General features: G+C 61.2%; 26 protein-coding genes and 1 pseudogene. All 27 read right to left on the reverse strand.

The annotated features are described in order from the left end of the window. Positions 1-335 precede the first annotated feature (335 nt). Positions 336-1,358 carry a DNA-directed RNA polymerase subunit alpha gene (locus K2Q04_RS18960; RefSeq protein ID WP_291166452.1) on the reverse strand — a complete coding sequence of 341 codons (1,023 nt, stop codon included), beginning with the start codon at positions 1,356-1,358 and terminating at the stop codon, positions 336-338. Positions 1,359-1,472: 114 nt separating this feature from the next. After that, positions 1,473-1,874 carry a 30S ribosomal protein S11 gene (rpsK, locus tag K2Q04_RS18965; RefSeq protein WP_045835898.1) on the reverse strand — a complete coding sequence of 134 codons (402 nt, stop codon included), beginning with the start codon at positions 1,872-1,874 and terminating at the stop codon, positions 1,473-1,475. Positions 1,875-1,962: 88 nt separating this feature from the next. Then, on the reverse strand, positions 1,963-2,340 hold the full coding sequence (gene rpsM, locus K2Q04_RS18970; protein WP_092866863.1) for a 30S ribosomal protein S13: 378 nt from the start codon (positions 2,338-2,340) through the stop codon (positions 1,963-1,965). Between the two features lie 187 nt (positions 2,341-2,527). Continuing rightward, a complete protein-coding gene (locus K2Q04_RS18975) occupies positions 2,528-3,121 on the reverse strand; it encodes an adenylate kinase (protein ID WP_291166454.1) in 594 nt (197 codons plus the stop codon). Beyond that, a complete protein-coding gene (secY, locus tag K2Q04_RS18980; RefSeq protein ID WP_291166457.1) occupies positions 3,118-4,461 on the reverse strand; it encodes a preprotein translocase subunit SecY in 1,344 nt (447 codons plus the stop codon). Before secY ends, K2Q04_RS18975 begins: the two co-directional genes overlap by 4 nt. 135 nt (positions 4,462-4,596) lie before the next feature. Continuing rightward, the gene (gene rplO / locus K2Q04_RS18985) at positions 4,597-5,151 is read right to left on the reverse strand and encodes a 50S ribosomal protein L15 (protein WP_291166459.1); all 555 of its coding nucleotides are present in this window, start codon (positions 5,149-5,151) and stop codon (positions 4,597-4,599) included. 5 nt (positions 5,152-5,156) lie between these two features. Continuing rightward, positions 5,157-5,348, reverse strand: coding sequence for a 50S ribosomal protein L30 (gene rpmD / locus K2Q04_RS18990; RefSeq protein ID WP_291166461.1), 192 nt, complete (start codon positions 5,346-5,348; stop codon positions 5,157-5,159). A 61-nt stretch (positions 5,349-5,409) separates the two neighbouring features. After that, complete coding sequence (gene rpsE / locus K2Q04_RS18995) at positions 5,410-5,985, reverse strand: 30S ribosomal protein S5 (protein ID WP_291166464.1); 576 nt, start codon at positions 5,983-5,985, stop codon at positions 5,410-5,412. Positions 5,986-6,009: 24 nt separating this feature from the next. Continuing rightward, positions 6,010-6,372: a 50S ribosomal protein L18 gene (gene rplR, locus K2Q04_RS19000; protein WP_291166466.1), complete on the reverse strand. Its 363-nt coding sequence runs from the start codon at positions 6,370-6,372 to the stop codon at positions 6,010-6,012. Positions 6,373-6,383: 11 nt separating this feature from the next. Continuing rightward, entirely contained in the window at positions 6,384-6,926 is a 543-nt protein-coding gene (gene rplF, locus K2Q04_RS19005) for a 50S ribosomal protein L6 (protein ID WP_291166468.1), read from the reverse strand. Between the two features lie 42 nt (positions 6,927-6,968). Beyond that, positions 6,969-7,367, reverse strand: a complete 399-nt coding sequence (rpsH, locus tag K2Q04_RS19010; RefSeq protein WP_045835889.1) for a 30S ribosomal protein S8 — start codon at positions 7,365-7,367, stop codon at positions 6,969-6,971. A gap of 12 nt (positions 7,368-7,379) precedes the next feature. Beyond that, positions 7,380-7,685 carry a 30S ribosomal protein S14 gene (rpsN, locus tag K2Q04_RS19015; RefSeq protein WP_045835888.1) on the reverse strand — a complete coding sequence of 102 codons (306 nt, stop codon included), beginning with the start codon at positions 7,683-7,685 and terminating at the stop codon, positions 7,380-7,382. A gap of 41 nt (positions 7,686-7,726) precedes the next feature. Beyond that, positions 7,727-8,410 carry a 50S ribosomal protein L5 gene (gene rplE / locus K2Q04_RS19020; RefSeq protein ID WP_291166473.1) on the reverse strand — a complete coding sequence of 228 codons (684 nt, stop codon included), beginning with the start codon at positions 8,408-8,410 and terminating at the stop codon, positions 7,727-7,729. A 3-nt stretch (positions 8,411-8,413) separates the two neighbouring features. Continuing rightward, positions 8,414-8,740: a 50S ribosomal protein L24 gene (gene rplX / locus K2Q04_RS19025; RefSeq protein WP_045835886.1), complete on the reverse strand. Its 327-nt coding sequence runs from the start codon at positions 8,738-8,740 to the stop codon at positions 8,414-8,416. Further along, positions 8,740-9,108: a 50S ribosomal protein L14 gene (rplN, locus tag K2Q04_RS19030; RefSeq protein ID WP_013215056.1), complete on the reverse strand. Its 369-nt coding sequence runs from the start codon at positions 9,106-9,108 to the stop codon at positions 8,740-8,742. The genes rplX and rplN overlap by 1 nt, the downstream gene beginning before the upstream one ends. Before the next feature lie 163 nt (positions 9,109-9,271). Continuing rightward, entirely contained in the window at positions 9,272-9,502 is a 231-nt protein-coding gene (gene rpsQ / locus K2Q04_RS19035; protein ID WP_092866881.1) for a 30S ribosomal protein S17, read from the reverse strand. A 14-nt stretch (positions 9,503-9,516) separates the two neighbouring features. Continuing rightward, a complete protein-coding gene (gene rpmC / locus K2Q04_RS19040; RefSeq protein WP_092866883.1) occupies positions 9,517-9,723 on the reverse strand; it encodes a 50S ribosomal protein L29 in 207 nt (68 codons plus the stop codon). 14 nt (positions 9,724-9,737) lie between these two features. Beyond that, positions 9,738-10,148 carry a 50S ribosomal protein L16 gene (gene rplP, locus K2Q04_RS19045; RefSeq protein WP_045835883.1) on the reverse strand — a complete coding sequence of 137 codons (411 nt, stop codon included), beginning with the start codon at positions 10,146-10,148 and terminating at the stop codon, positions 9,738-9,740. 21 nt (positions 10,149-10,169) lie between these two features. Then, positions 10,170-10,994, reverse strand: coding sequence for a 30S ribosomal protein S3 (gene rpsC, locus K2Q04_RS19050; protein WP_291166478.1), 825 nt, complete (start codon positions 10,992-10,994; stop codon positions 10,170-10,172). Positions 10,995-11,064: 70 nt separating this feature from the next. Next, positions 11,065-11,445: pseudogene (gene rplV / locus K2Q04_RS19055) on the reverse strand (50S ribosomal protein L22); the annotation flags it as partial. Next, complete coding sequence (gene rpsS / locus K2Q04_RS19060) at positions 11,445-11,723, reverse strand: 30S ribosomal protein S19 (RefSeq protein ID WP_045835880.1); 279 nt, start codon at positions 11,721-11,723, stop codon at positions 11,445-11,447. The gene rpsS and the pseudogene rplV, both read right to left, overlap by 1 nt. Positions 11,724-11,746: 23 nt before the next feature. Next, complete coding sequence (gene rplB, locus K2Q04_RS19065) at positions 11,747-12,571, reverse strand: 50S ribosomal protein L2 (RefSeq protein ID WP_291166480.1); 825 nt, start codon at positions 12,569-12,571, stop codon at positions 11,747-11,749. 12 nt (positions 12,572-12,583) lie between these two features. Next, on the reverse strand, positions 12,584-12,880 hold the full coding sequence (locus K2Q04_RS19070) for a 50S ribosomal protein L23 (RefSeq protein WP_291166482.1): 297 nt from the start codon (positions 12,878-12,880) through the stop codon (positions 12,584-12,586). Beyond that, on the reverse strand, positions 12,877-13,497 hold the full coding sequence (gene rplD, locus K2Q04_RS19075; RefSeq protein ID WP_092866893.1) for a 50S ribosomal protein L4: 621 nt from the start codon (positions 13,495-13,497) through the stop codon (positions 12,877-12,879). The genes K2Q04_RS19070 and rplD overlap by 4 nt, the downstream gene beginning before the upstream one ends. After that, positions 13,497-14,198 (reverse strand): 50S ribosomal protein L3, encoded by a 702-nt coding sequence (gene rplC, locus K2Q04_RS19080; RefSeq protein WP_291166485.1) that lies wholly within the window; start codon positions 14,196-14,198, stop codon positions 13,497-13,499. Before rplC ends, rplD begins: the two co-directional genes overlap by 1 nt. 70 nt (positions 14,199-14,268) lie before the next feature. Then, positions 14,269-14,577: a 30S ribosomal protein S10 gene (gene rpsJ, locus K2Q04_RS19085; protein ID WP_013215045.1), complete on the reverse strand. Its 309-nt coding sequence runs from the start codon at positions 14,575-14,577 to the stop codon at positions 14,269-14,271. A gap of 75 nt (positions 14,578-14,652) precedes the next feature. Beyond that, a partial coding sequence (locus tag K2Q04_RS19090) for an EF-Tu/IF-2/RF-3 family GTPase (protein WP_291166487.1) occupies positions 14,653-15,280 on the reverse strand: 628 nt, incomplete at its 5' end.

A 15,280-nucleotide genomic window follows, 5' to 3' on the forward strand; every position in this document is an offset into this window, starting at 1 on the left:
TCATCCTTACATTGTTGGCTCGCGGCACACGCCGGAGCTTGTATTGACCGTCGGCTTTCGCCAACCGGTTCGGCGCGGGAGGTTCTATGGCCTCACCTTCGCCTGTCTTTTTTGTTTGCGCTCGGCGACTCTCGTTCCGAGAGCCGGCCGCCGAGCGCGGCAGTGCGTAATTTGCGCTCGATGTCTCTCGTTTCGAGAGCCGGCCGCCGAGCGCGGCAGTGCGTAATTTGCGCTCGATGTCTCTCGTTTCGAGAGTTAGCCGCCGAGCGCGGCAGTGCGTAGTTTGCGCCCGATGTCTCTCGTTCCGAGAGTTAGCCGCCGGGCGGTAGTGAGTCTTAGTACTGATCTTCGAAGCGCTTCGCCAGCTCGTCGATGTTGTCCGGCGGCCAGTTCGGCACTTCCATGCCGAGGTGAAGACCCATCGTCGCCAGGACTTCCTTGATCTCGTTCAGCGACTTCCGGCCGAAGTTCGGCGTGCGAAGCATTTCGGCTTCGGTCTTCTGAATGAGATCGCCGATGTAGACGATGTTGTCGTTCTTCAGGCAGTTCGCAGAACGAACCGAAAGCTCGAGCTCGTCGACCTTCTTGAGGAGCGCGGCGTTGAATGCGAGCTCCGGATGACGCTGCTCTTCCTGGGCCTTCTTCGGTTCTTCGAAGTTGATGAAGACAGCGAGCTGATCCTGGAGGATGCGGGCTGCGAGAGCGACTGCGTCCTCAGGACGGATCGAGCCATCCGTTTCGACGACCATCGTCAGCTTATCGTAGTCGAGGATCTGACCTTCGCGAGTGTTCTCGACCTTGTAGGAAACCTTCTTGACCGGCGAATAAAGGCTGTCGACCGGGATCAGGCCGATCGGCGCGTCCTCGGGACGGTTGCGGTCAGAGGCAACGTAACCCTTGCCGATGTCGGACGTGAACTCCATGCGGATCGCTGCGCCCTGGTCGAGGTGGCAGATCACGTGCTCGGGGTTCAGCACTTCAACTTCGGACGATGCTTCGATGTCGCCTGCCGTGACGGGGCCTGCACCTTCCTTCTTCAGCACCATACGCTTCACGCCTTCCGAATGGATGCGGAGCGCAATTTCCTTGATGTTGAGGATGATGTTCGTCACGTCCTCGCGGACGCCCGGAACGGACGAGAACTCATGCAGCACGCCGTCAATCTGCACGGTCTTGATAGCGGCGCCCTGAAGCGACGACAGCAGCACGCGGCGCAGCGCGTTTCCGAGCGTCATGCCGAAGCCGCGCTCAAGGGGTTCTGCTACGACGGTCGCGATGCGCGAGCGGTCGCGGCCGGACTGAATTTCAAGCTTCGACGGCTTGATCAGATCTTGCCAGTTCTTCTGGAGAACGTTCACGAGAAACCTCGTTAGTTTTGCGCGGACGGGGGAGCGGGCCGCGGAATCTCTTGGCGGTACTTACATTCACAAGTGGCAGCGCGCCGAGCGGTCCCGGCGCGCGTAAAATCTCGTTTAGACGCGGCGGCGCTTGCGCGGGCGGCAGCCGTTGTGCGGGATCGGCGTCACGTCGCGGATCGAAGTGATCTGGAAGCCGACAGCCTGGAGCGCGCGGAGAGCCGATTCACGACCCGAACCCGGACCGCAAACCTCGACCTCGAGCACCTTCATGCCGTGCTCCTGGGCCTTCTTGCCGGCATCTTCGGCGGCCATCTGCGCGGCATACGGTGTCGACTTGCGCGAGCCCTTGAAGCCCTTGGTGCCGGAAGACGACCACGCGATCGTGTTGCCCTGGGCGTCCGTGATGGTGATCATCGTGTTGTTGAACGACGCGTTGACGTGTGCGACGCCCGACGTGATGTTCTTCTTCTCGCGCTTCTTAACTTTGCCGCGTGCTGCCGCTGCTTCCTTGGCCATTACCGTCGTTGCTCCATGCCTCGTTCAAGCAGAGGCGTAAATCGTTGCGCGCGCCAGATGGCGTGCATGAAATCCTTTAAGTGACGAACTACTTCGTCGCCTTCTTCTTGCCTGCAATCGGAACAGCCTTGCCCTTGCGGGTGCGGGCGTTCGTGTGGGTGCGCTGACCGCGTACGGGCAGGCCCTTGCGGTGACGAAGACCGCGGTAGCAACCGAGGTCCATCAGACGCTTGATGTTCGTCTGGACTTCGCGGCGAAGGTCGCCTTCGACCGTGTAATCGCGGTCGATCGTTTCACGGATCTGCAGGACCTCGGCGTCGGTCAGCTGGCTGACGCGGCGATCGGCTGGAATGCTGCACTTCTCGCAAATCTCTTTCGAGAATTTCGGGCCAATGCCGTGGATGTAACGAAGCGCGATCTCGACGCGCTTACCCGTTGGAATGTTGACGCCTGCGATGCGGGCCACTTCAGTCTCCTGCCTTTAAATCTCGAGCCGATTAACGATGCTGTTTTTGACGAATTCTCAAGTGCAAATAGGCGCAACGACCGCAGTACCGGGGTTTCGTGCCCTGGTCCGGATCAAGTTGAGCCCTAAAAGAAAGTTGTGTCTTCTACCTCGGGTCATCCCTTCCGTCAATCCGTGCTTCTTTGTGTCACGCATGCTGGAATTGGTTCAAAACTTCGCCGATCTGGCGGCTGACGTCGGCGATCGGCGCCATGCCGTCCACCGATTTCAGCAGCCGATGAGCATAATAGAAGCCGATCAGCGGCGCCGTTTCGCGATAGTAGGCAATCAGGCGCGTTTTTAGGGCTTCAGCGTTGTCGTCGGCACGGACGGTGCCGCCGGCCGCGATCGTCTCCCGGGCGCGACATTCTATCCGCTCGACGAGCTTGGTATCGTCAACCTTGAGCTCGATGACGCAATCGATGTGGCGGCCCTTGGATTTCAAGAGGTCGTCGAGCGCGTCGGCCTGGGCCAGCGTGCGCGGAAATCCGTCGAGAATGAACCCCTTGGCGCAATCAGGCTCGGAAATCCGGTCGGCGATGATGCCGATGACGATCTCGTCGCTGACGAGGCCGCCTTCGGCCATGATCTTCTTCGCCTTGAGGCCGACCGGCGAGCCCGCCTTAACAGCGGCGCGCAACATGTCGCCGGTTGAGAGCTGCGGCAGTCCGAGGCGCTCGGAGATCAGCTGAGACTGTGTACCCTTGCCCGCCCCCGGCGGTCCAAGCAGCATCAGGATCATCGACGCGCTCCGCGAAGCTTAGCCTTCTTGATCAAGCCCTCATACTGCTGAGCGATGAGGTGGCTTTGGACCTGGGCGACCGTGTCCATCGTAACGCTGACGGCGATGAGGAGCGAGGTGCCGCCGAAGTAGAGCGGAATACCGGCATACGACGTCAAGATCTCGGGCAGTACGCAGACCGCGGCCAGGTAGAGAGCGCCGACGACCGTGATGCGGGTCAAGACATAGTCGATGTATTCGGCCGTCTTTTCGCCGGGGCGGATACCGGGAAGGAAGCCGCCGTACTTGCGAAGGTTATCCGCCGTCTCCTTGGGGTTGATCACAACCGCCGTGTAGAAGAACGCGAAGAACAGGATCAACAGCGCGTAGACGAGCATGTGGAGCGGCTGGCCGCTGCCAAGAGCTGCAACCGCTTCGTTGAGCCATTCCGGACCCTGACCCGCCGTGAACTGCGCGACCGTGATCGGCAGAAGCAGAAGCGAAGAGGCGAAGATCGGCGGAATAACGCCCGAGGAATTGAGCTTCAGCGGCAGATGCGAAGCTTCGCCCTGGAACATCTTGTTCCCGACTTGTCGCTTCGGATACTGGACCAACAGACGTCTTTGAGCGCGTTCGAAGAACACGATCGCGGCGACGACGGCCAGAGCCAACGCCAGGAAGAACACGAGAATTCCGGGCGAGATCGAGCCGGTGCGCGACAGCTCAAAGAGATGTACCAACGCTCCGGGAAGTCCCGCGACGATGCCTGCGAAGATGATCAGCGATGTGCCGTTACCGACGCCACGCTGCGTGATCTGCTCGCCGAGCCACATCAGGAAAACGGTGCCGCCGACAAGAGTGATGACCGTCGTCAGGCGGAAGAACATGCCCGGTTCCAGGACCACGGCGCCGGCCGCGTTTCGCGAACCTTCGAGGCCGACGGCGATGCCATAAGCCTGGAGCGCCGCGAGAATGACCGTCAGATACCGCGTGTACTGGTTGATCTGCTTACGGCCCGCTTCGCCTTCCTTCTTCAAAGCTTCGAGCTTCGGCGAGATCGAGCTCATCAACTGCATGATGATCGACGCCGAGATGTACGGCATGATGTTCAGCGCGAAAATCGCCAGACGCTCGAGTGCGCCGCCCGAGAACATGTTGAACATGCCCAGGATGCCGCCAGCCTGCGACTTGAACGTTTCGGCGAATGCAGCGGGATTGATGCCCGGCAGCGGAATGAACGTGCCGAGGCGGAAAACGATCAATGCGCCAAGCGTGAACCACAGGCGCCGCTTCAAATCCTCCGCCTTCGCGAAGGCGCTGAAGTTCAGATTGGAAGCAAGCTGCTCGGCAGCGGAAACCATTGGTCTCTTCTCCTAACCGTTGCGACGACACCAAGGGGCGCTATCGCAACTTGGGCCCGGATTGCGCCGTTTCCAGCGCCTTCCGGCCTCGAACGCGAAATCAGGCGGGTTTCCCCGCCTCATTGCGCGCTCGTATTATTCTTCCGACTTGGCAGCGCCGGGCTTCTTGCCCTGTGCGGCCTTCTTGGCGGCCGATTTCTTACGCTTTTCCTCGTCCGCGGCGAGAACCTTGCGCTCGATCAGCGTGACGCTGCCGCCGGCCTTCTCGATCGCTTCCTTAGCCTTTGCAGACGCGTGATTGACGGTGATCGAGATCTTGGACTTGATCTCGCCGTCGCCGAGGAGGCGAAGGCCGTCTTTTGCACGGCGCACGATGCCAGCCTCGATCAGCGACGCCAGGTCGACAGGCTTGGAGCCATCGAGGCGCTTGTCCTCGATTGCCTGCTGCAGCGAGCCGACGTTGATCTCGTTGAAATGCTCAGGGCGCCACTTGTTGAAGCCGCGCTTCGGCAGACGACGATGCAAGGGCATCTGACCGCCTTCGAAGCCGCCGATCGCGACGCCTGTACGAGCCGTCTGGCCCTTGCCGCCGCGGCCACCCATCTTGCCCATACCCGAGCCGATGCCGCGACCGATGCGGACGCGGGTCTTCTTGGCGCCTGGGTTATCTTTAATGCCGTTCAGCCGCATGGTGCTTATTTCCCTTCTTCGACCTGAACGAGATGCTGAACTTTATTCAGCATGCCGCGTACGGCCGGCGTGTCTTCAACCGTTGAGGTGCGACCGAGCTTGTTCAGCCCAAGGCCGATCAGCGTTTCGGTCTGCCGCTCGGGGCGCCGGTTGGCACTCCGCACCTGCTTCAGCGTGATCGTCTTCTTCGTCGCCATATCGTAACCTCAGGTCCCTTTTTGAAGCGGCAGGACGAGGCCTGCGCTTCATTTATGTTCTTCAGACGTCCGCACCAGCCTCGGCCGCGGCCGAGCCGTCGCGACGACGCGACACGATGTCGGAAACCTTCTTGTTGCGACGCGCTGCGACGCCGCGCGGATTTTCCTGCCCTTTGAGGGCGTCGAACGTCGCGCGGACAACGTTGTAGGGGTTCGTCGAACCCATCGACTTCGCAACGATGTCGTGAACGCCGACCATCTCGAACACGGCGCGCATTGCGCCGCCTGCGATGATGCCCGTACCGGCCGGAGCCGAGCGCAGGATGACCTTGCCGGCGCCGTGGCGGCCGACGCTGTCATGGTGCAGCGTGCGCGCGTCGCGGAGCGGCACGCGAAGAAGGTTGCGCTTTGCAGATTCGGTCGCCTTGCGGATCGCCTCCGGAACCTCACGCGCCTTGCCGTGGCCGAAGCCGACGCGGCCTTTCAGGTCGCCGACGACGACGAGCGCAGCAAAGCCGAAGCGCTTACCGCCCTTAACGACCTTGGCGACACGATTGATGTGAACGAGCTTATCGGAAAACTCGCTGTCGCGCTCCTCGCGATCTCTGCCACGGTCTCTCTGGGGTCCACGTGCCACGTTTCGGTTCCTCTCGGGTATCTCTTAAAACTTCAGGCCGCCGTCGCGGGCGGCATCGGCGAGCGCCTTGACGCGCCCATGAAACAGGAAGCCGCCGCGGTCGAAGACGACCTCAGTGACGCCGGCTTTGACAGCGCGCTCGGCGACGAGCTTGCCGACAGCAGCAGCTGCTGCTTTGTCGGCACCCGTCTTGAGCGAGCCCTTGACGTCTTTTTCAAGTGTCGAAGCCGATGCGAGCGTTACGCCCTTCACGTCGTCGATCACCTGCGCGTAGATATTCTCCGACGAGCGGTGAATAGAAAGCCGCGGACGACCGTTCGAGGCGGCCCGGAGGCTTCTGCGAACACGCGCCTTGCGGTTCGTAAATTTCTGGTTGCTGTTGGCCATCGGTGCCGGTCCTACTTCTTCTTGCCTTCCTTGCGGAGGATGTATTCGCCCTTATAGCGCACGCCTTTGCCCTGATAGGGCTCCGGCTTGCGGGAGGCACGGATGATGGATGCCACCTGGCCCACCGCCTGCTTATCGATGCCGGAAACCGACACCAGTTCCTGCTTGGCGCCGCCGACCTTTACGTCAACGCCCGCCGGGATCTTCAGCACGACGTCGTGGCTGTAGCCGACGGAAAGCGTCAGCGTGTCCTTGCCCTTCATCGTGGCCTTGAAGCCGACGCCATGGATCTCGAGATCCTGGCTGTAACCGTCGGTCACGCCCTTGATGAGGTTCGCGATTTGAGTCCGCGACATGCCCCACTCGGAGCGTGCAAGCTTCGTATCTTCGAGAAGGCTGACGTCAATGCCTTCGTCCGTGCGCTGGACCTTCAAAGCGTCGGGAACCGTGAAGGCGAGCTCGCCCTTCGGACCCTTCATCTTGACGGTCTGACCGCTGATCGTCGCCGTCACGTTCGACGGGACCGGAACGGGTTTCTTACCGATGCGCGACATGGCTTATTCGAACCTTGTTTCGCCGAGGCCTGAGCCTCAGCCTTAGAATACGTTGCAGATGACTTCGCCGCCGACGTTGGCTTCGCGAGCCTTCGAGTCCGACATGACACCCTTCGGCGTCGACAGAATAGCAACGCCGAGGCCGTTGGCGACGATCGGAATTCCCTTTACTGCCGAGTAGACGCGACGGCCCGGCTTCGAAATGCGCTCGATCTCACGGATGGCCGGCTGGCCATTGTAATACTTGAGCTCAATTTCGAACTGGGGCAGTTCGCCCTTCAATTCGACGCGGCTGTAGCCACGGATGTAGCCTTCCTCGGCGAGCACGTCGAGGACGCGGGCGCGGAGGCTAGAAGCGGGGGTGGCGACCTTCGGCCGGCGACGCATCTGAGCGTTCCGGATGCGGGTCAGCATATCGCCCAACGGATCATTCACGGACATTGATGCTTCCTCTTACCAGCTCGCCTTGACCATGCCCGGGATACGGCCCTGGCTCGCCAGCTCGCGGAGCTGGTTGCGGCACATCCTGAGCTTGCGGTAGTTGCCGCGGGGGCGGCCGGTAATCTCGCAACGATTGCGGATGCGAACCTTCGAGCCGTTGCGCGGCATCTCGGCAAGCTTCAGGCGCGCGGCGAAACGCTCTTCCGGCGTCTTCGTACGGTCCTTGGCGAGCAGCTTCAGGCGCTTGCGCTTGGGAGCCTGCTCGGCCGTCATCTTGCGGCGGCGGTTATTCTTTTCAATCGAACTGGTCTTAGCCATTTCATCTCCTCCAAAGGCCTTTCGGCTTCTGCCGAGGTCCTCTAGCTACGGAACGGGAAGTTGAAGCCCTTGAGCAATTCACGGGCTTCTTCGTCAGTCTTGGCCGACGTGCAAACGATCACGTCGAGGCCCAATACGTTGTCGACCTTGTCGTAGTCGATCTCGGGGAACACGAGGTGCTCCTTGAGGCCGGTCGCATAGTTGCCACGGCCGTCGAAGCTCTTCGGGTTCAGGCCCCTGAAGTCCTTCACGCGCGGCAGAGCGATCGTTACGAACCGATCAAGAAATTCGTACATGCGGTCACCGCGCAGCGTCACCTTGGCGCCGATCGCCATGCCTTCGCGAAGCTTGTACGTCGCGATGGCCTTACGGGCACGCGTGATAATCGGCTTCTGGCCGGCGATCAAAGCGAGATCGGATGCCGCGACGTCAACTTTCTTGCGGTCGTTGACGGCTTCGCCAACGCCCATGTTGATCACGATCTTCTCGAGACGCGGGATCTGCATCACGTTCGAGTAGCCGAACTTCTCTTTGAGAGCGTCGCGGACGACCTTCTCGTAATGAGACTTGAGGCGCGGCTTGTAATCAGCCGGACGCGGAGCTGCCGGCTCGCGCGGAGCTGACGGGGCTGCTGCCTTCTTGTCGGCGCGCGCCTTCTTGTTTTCGCCTGCGCCTTGCGGCGAGCCGCCCTGAGGCTTGGCGCCTTTTGCTGTATCTTTTGCCATGGCCTAGTTCTTCTCCGGGATCTGCTCACCCGAGCGCTTTGCGATGCGGACCTTCTTGCCGTCTTCAAGAACCTTGAATCCGACGCGCGACGGCTTGCCGTCCTTGGGGTCCTCGATCGCGAGGTTCGAGAGGTCGATCGGACCTTCCTTGGAAATGATGCCGCCTTCCTGCGACGCCGACTGGCGCTGGTGACGGCGCACCATGTTGACGCCGCGAACGAGCGCGCGGTGTTCCTTGGGGCGGATCTCGATCACTTCGCCCCGCTTGCCCTTGTCGCGGCCGGCGAGAACGACGACTTTGTCGCCCTTCTTGATTTTAAATGCCGACATCAGAGGACCTCCGGCGCAAGCGATACGATCTTCATATGGTTCTTCGCGCGAAGCTCACGCGTTACGGGTCCGAAAATACGCGTTCCGACAGGCTCGCCATTGGCGTTGATCAGAACGGCGGCGTTGCGGTCGAAGCGGATCAGCGAGCCATCGGCCCGGCGGATACCCTTCGCGACGCGAACGATCACGGCCTTCATCACCTGACCCTTCTTGACGCGGCCCTTCGGGATCGCCTCCTTGACGGAGACAACGATGGTGTCACCCACCGTCGCATATTTGCGCTTCGAGCCGCCCAGCACCTTGATGCACTGAACGCGGCGCGCGCCCGAGTTGTCGGCGACGTCGAGATTGCTCTCCATCTGGATCATCGCGTCGTTCCTTCTTTCACGGCCTTAAGAGCCTTGCTCTCGAAGCCCATCTCTACATTTGCCCGTTCTGGCTCGCGGGGTCTTGGGAAAAACTCCCAACTCTCCGACGGCTGGAAAGGCGGCTCCCGGCGTTCGATCGCTCGGCGAATCGAGGCTTATAACCTCAACTGGCTATCGCAATCCAACGTTTGTTCTTGGAAATCGGCCGGGTCTCTTCAATTGAGACCTGGTCGCCAACCTTGAACGAATTCTGTTCGTCGTGCGCGTGATACTTCTTCGTACGGCGCACGGTCTTCTTCAGCAGCGGATGGGTGTAGCGACGCTCGACCTGAACGACGATGGTCTTGTCGTTCTTGTCGGATACCACGACTCCCTGCAGCACGCGCTTCGGCATAATCTCGTTCTCCCTTACGCGCCTTTTTTGACGCTGCCACCGCGCCGGGCAACGGCTGCGGTCTTGATGCGCGCGATATCTCGACGGACGAGCCGGATGCGCGCCGTATTTTCAAGTTGGCCAGAAGCCCGCTGAAAGCGCAGGTTGAACTGCTCCTTCTTGAGCTTCGCCAGCTGTTCATCGAGCTGATCGAGCGACATGCCCTTTAAATTGTCGGCCATGACTATCACCTCGCCTATTCGATCCGCGTAACGACGCGGCATTTGATGGGCAGCTTGGCGGCTCCGAGAATGAGAGCCTCTTTCGCCACCTGCTGATTGACACCGCCGAGCTCGAAAATGATGCGGCCCGGCTTGACGCGCGCCACCCAAAGCTCGGGCGAACCCTTACCGGAGCCCATGCGGACTTCGGCCGGCTTCTTCGACACCGGCACGTCCGGGAAGATGCGGAGCCACATGCGGCCGGCACGCTTCGTGTGACGTGCGATGGCGCGACGAGCGGCTTCGATCTGGCGCGCCGACAGGCGCTCCGGCTCCATGGCCTTCAGACCCACTTCGCCGTAAGCGAGCGTGGTGCCCGACTTGGCGGCGCCGTGGATGCGGCCCTTAAACTGTTTGCGGAACTTCGTCCGTTTCGGTTGCAGCATGATGAGTTGCCTCTGGGATCCTTACGCTTCTGGCGTCGATGAGCCGGCATCCGAGGCCGCGGGCGCGTTGCCGCCGCCTGCACCACCACGTCCACCACCGCGTCCGCCACGTCCCGGACGACGGTCACGGCGTTCGCCGCGGTCATCGTCACGACGGGGGCGCGGTGCGCCGCTTTCTTGCATTTCAGTGAGCTTCCGGTCGGAGGCCATCGGATCGTGCTCGATGATCTCGCCCTTGAAGACCCAAACCTTGATGCCGATGATGCCGTAGGCCGTACGTGCAACGCCGTAGCCGAAGTCGATATCGGCGCGGAGCGTGTGCAGCGGCACGCGGCCTTCGCGATACCATTCCGTACGGGCGATTTCAGCGCCACCCAAACGGCCGGCAACGTTGATACGAATGCCGATTGCGCCGAGACGCAGCGCCGACTGAACGGCACGCTTCATTGCACGGCGGAACGCAACGCGGCGCTCGAGCTGCTGGGCGATGCCTTCGGCGATCAGCGTGGCATCGATCTCGGGCTTGCGGATCTCGAGGATGTTCAGGTGAACTTCCGAGCTCGTCAGCTTTGCGAGATCAGCGCGGAGACGCTCGATCTTTTCGCCCTTCTTGCCGATCAGAATACCGGGACGTGCGGTCATGACCGTGACGCGGCACTTCTTGTGCGGGCGCTCGATGACGACCTTCGAGATGCCGGCTTCACGCTGCTCTTTCATGATGTGAGCGCGGATCGCACGGTCCTCATGCAGCAGCTTGCCGTATTCGCCGCGAGCAGCGAACCAGCGGCTGTCCCATGTCCGGTTGATACCGAGACGGAGGCCGACGGGATTGACTTTTTGACCCATATTACTTGGCCTCCTTGGCCGCCGCGGCGGGCTTCGACGCGGACTTCTTTCCGGCTTTCTTCTTCTTCTCGGCCTTTTCCTCTTCGACCTGACGGACGATGACGGTCAGCTGAGAGAAAGGCTTCATGATCGAAGCGCCGCGGCCACGGCCACGAGCGTGGAAGCGCTTCATGACCAGGTTCTTACCCACGAACGCTTCAGCAACGATCAGATCGTTGACGTCGAGCGAATGATTGTTCTCGGCGTTTGCAACGGCGCTCATCACGCATTTGCGGACGTCGCCGGCGATGCGCTTCTCGCTGAACTCGAGAACGGCCAACGCCTGATCAACCTTCTTACCACGGATCAAACCCGCGACGAGGTTGAGCTTCTGCGGTGAAATGCGCAGCGACTTGAGAACTGCTTGGGCCTCGGTGTCGGGGAGGCGCCGCTCATGGCTTGGCTTGCCCATTATCTCTTCACCGCTTTCTTGTCGCCGCCATGTCCGTGGAAGATACGGGTTGGTGCGAATTCACCGAACTTGTGGCCGATCATGTCTTCCGTCACGTTGACGGGGATGTGCTTCTGGCCGTTGTGCACGCCGAAGGTCAGGCCGACGAACTGGGGCAGGATCGTAGAGCGGCGGCTCCAGATCTTGATAACTTCGTTGCGCCCCGATGCGCGCGACTTGTCCGCCTTCTTAAGGAGGTAGCCGTCAACAAACGGACCTTTCCAGACTGAACGTGTCAAAGTCGATCTCCTTCAGTTCGCCGCTACTTCTTCGCCTTTTGGCGCGAGCGTACGATGTATTTCGTGGTCGTCTTGTTCTTGCGAGTCTTGAAGCCCTTCGTCGGCTTGCCCCAAGGCGTCGCCCAGTGCTTGCCGCCCTTCGTACGACCACCGTTCGGGTGATCGACCGGGTTCATTGCGATCGAGCGAACCGTCGGACGGCGGCCCTGCCAGCGCGTGCGGCCAGCCTTGCCGGTGACGGTGTTCATGTGGTCGGGGTTCGAAACCGCACCGACAGTCGCCATGCACTCGGCGCTGACCTTGCGCGTCTCGCCCGAGTTCAAGCGCAACACCGCTTGACCAGAGTCGCGGCCGACGAGCTGAACAAACGAACCAGCAGAACGCGCGACCTGACCGCCCTTGCCGGGCTTCATTTCGACGTTGTGCACGATCGTGCCGATCGGCATCGCCGAAAGCGGCATCGCGTTGCCGGGCTTCACGTCGACCTTCTGTCCTGCGACGACGCTGTCGCCGACGGCCAGGCGCTGCGGCGCCAGGATGTAGGACTGCGTGCCGTCCTCGTACTTGATCAGAGCGATGAACGCGGTCCGGTTCGGATCGTACTCAAGGCGCTCGACACTCGCGGGCGAATCGAACTTCCGGCGACGGAAATCGATCCGGCGATAGGACTGCTTCGCGCCGCCGCCGATGTGGCGTGACGTGATGCGGCCATCGCTGTTGCGACCGCCGGTCTTGGTCTTGCCCTCGACGAGCGTCTTGAGTGGACCGCCCTTCCAGAGCATCGAACGGTCGACCTGGATCAGGTGGCGACGTCCGGGCGATGTCGGGTTGTATGTCTTAAGCGCCATGGTGCGTTATCCTCAGAGCCCAGTCGTCACGTCGATGGAATGGCCTTCCTCGAGCGTCACGATTGCCCTTTTCGTATCACTCAACAGCGCCTTGACGCCCTTGAACGTTCTCTGCTTGCCCTTGCGGACGATCGTATTGACGCCCTTCACCTTGACCTTGAACAAGCCTTCGATGGCAGACTTGATCTCGGGTTTCGTCGCGTCGCGCTTGACCTTGAAGATCACCTGGTTCGCCTCGGAGGCGAGTGTCGCCTTCTCGGTGATGACCGGCGCGACGATGACGTCGTAAGCGGATCGTTTGCTCGTCATTTGAAGCGCGCCTCCAGCGCTGCGACGGCGGCCCGGGTCAGCACCAGCTTCTTACGACGAAGGATGTCGTAGACGTTGATGCCCTGAATCGGGAGCACGTCGATGTTCGGGATGTTGCGAGCGGCGCGTGCGAAGGTCGGCTCGAGGTCCGCACCATCGATGATGAGCGCGTTGACGAGCGAGAGCTTCGCGAACTGAGCCTTCAGCGCAGCCGTCTTGCCTTCCGACGACGTCGCCTTGTCGATGACGATGATCTCGCCGGCCTTGGCCTTCGAGGACAGCGCATGACGAAGAGCGAGTGCGCGCACCTTCTTCGGCATGTCGATCGCATGCGAGCGCGGCTTCGGGCCAAACGCCTTGCCGCCGCCGCGGAACTGCGGAGCCGACTTGTCGCCGTGACGGGCGCCGCCGGTGCCCTTCTGCTTGTACATCTTCTTGCCCGTGACCGCGACTTCCGAGCGGTCCTGAGCATGATGCGTGCCGGCCATGCGCTTCAGGGTCTGATAGCGCACCATGCGGTGAATGAGATCGCTGCGGACCTCAAGCCCGAAGATTTCGTCGGCAAGCTCAATGTCGCCGGCTTTGCCGGAGTCGAGGCTGGTGACTTCAGCTTTCATCACGCGCCTTCCTTCTTAGCTTCGCCACGCGCCTTGAATGCGCCGGGCTTCGGAGCATCCGCGTGCGCGGCCTTCTTGACGGCGTCGCGAACGACGACCCAGCCGCCCTTGGAACCCGGAACCGCGCCCCGAACCATCACGAGACCACGTTCCTTATCGATCTTGGCAACGACGAGATTCTGCGTCGTGACGCGCTCGTCACCCAGGTGTCCGGCCATCTTCTTGCCTTTGAACACCTTGCCGGGATCCTGACGCTGACCGGTCGAACCGTGGGCGCGGTGCGTGACCGAAACGCCGTGGGTTGCCCGCAGACCGCCGAAGTTCCAGCGCTTCATCGCACCCTGGAAACCCTTACCCTGGGTGGTGCCCGTCACGTCGACGAACTGACCAGGCACGAAGTGGTCTGCGGTAATTTCCGCGCCAACATCGATGAGGTTCTCAGGACTGACACGAAACTCTGCCAACTTACGCTTCGGCTCAACTTCAGCCTTCGCGAAAGTGCCGCGTTCGGACTTCGTCAGACGCGAGGGTTTCCTCGTGCCGCCGCCGACCTGGATTGCGGTATAGCCGTTCTTCTCCTCGGTGCGGTGCGCGAGAACCTGCAGGTTCTCCAGACGCAGCACCGTGACGGGTACGTGTTCGCCCGCGTCGTTGAAGATCCGGGTCATACCGATCTTCTGTGCTATCACTCCGGAACGCATTTGCATTCCTTCCTATCGTTGGGGCCATTCGCGTTTCCGCCAGAGGGCCCGTAAGTTCTGGTTCTGGTTTTTAGAGCTTGATCTCGACGTCGACACCGGCCGCGAGATCGAGCTTCATGAGGGCATCGACCGTCTGCGGCGTGGGATCGACGATGTCGAGCAAACGCTTGTGGGTCCGCATTTCGAACTGCTCGCGGCTCTTCTTGTCGATGTGCGGCGAACGGTTCACCGTGAAGCGCTCAATGCGCGTCGGCAGCGGAATGGGTCCGCGAACCTCAGCACCAGTGCGCTTCGCCGTATTCACGATCTCGCGGGTCGACGCATCGAGTATTCGATGATCGAAGGCTTTGAGCCGGATGCGGATGTTTTGGCCGTGCATGGCTTTTTGCTTTCACTTCTCGCGAAAAAAGATTGGGGGAAGCGAACCGAAGGGACGCTTCCCCTGAAATGCCTGCTACTCGATGATCTTCGTAACAACGCCGGCGCCGACGGTGCGGCCGCCTTCGCGAATGGCGAAGCGGACCTTCTCTTCCATGGCGATCGGCTGAACCAGTTCGACGGTGACCGAAACGTTGTCGCCCGGCATAACCATTTCCGTACCTTCGGCGAGCTTAACGGTGCCCGTAACGTCGGTCGTGCGGAAGTAGAACTGCGGACGATAGTTCGTGAAGAACGGCGTGTGACGGCCACCCTCTTCCTTGTTCAGGATGTAGGCTTCGGCAGCGAACTTCTTGTGCGGCTTAACGGAGCCCGGCTTGCAGAGAACCTGACCGCGCTCGACCGATTCCTTGTCGATGCCGCGAAGGAGGCAGCCGACGTTGTCGCCAGCTTCGCCAGAGTCGAGGAGCTTGCGGAACATTTCGACGCCGGTAACAACCGACTTCTGCGTGTCGCGAAGACCAACGATCTCGACTTCTTCGCCGACCTTGATCACGCCGCGCTCGATACGGCCGGTGACGACGGTGCCGCGGCCCGAGATCGAGAACACGTCTTCGATCGGCATCAGGAAGGGCTGATCCTTCGGACGCTCAGGGATCGGGATGAACGTGTCCATCGCCTCGTAGAGCTTGATGATGGCTTCG

This window comes from Hyphomicrobium sp., from assembly GCF_019753045.1.
GTDB lineage: Bacteria > Pseudomonadota > Alphaproteobacteria > Rhizobiales > Hyphomicrobiaceae > Hyphomicrobium_B.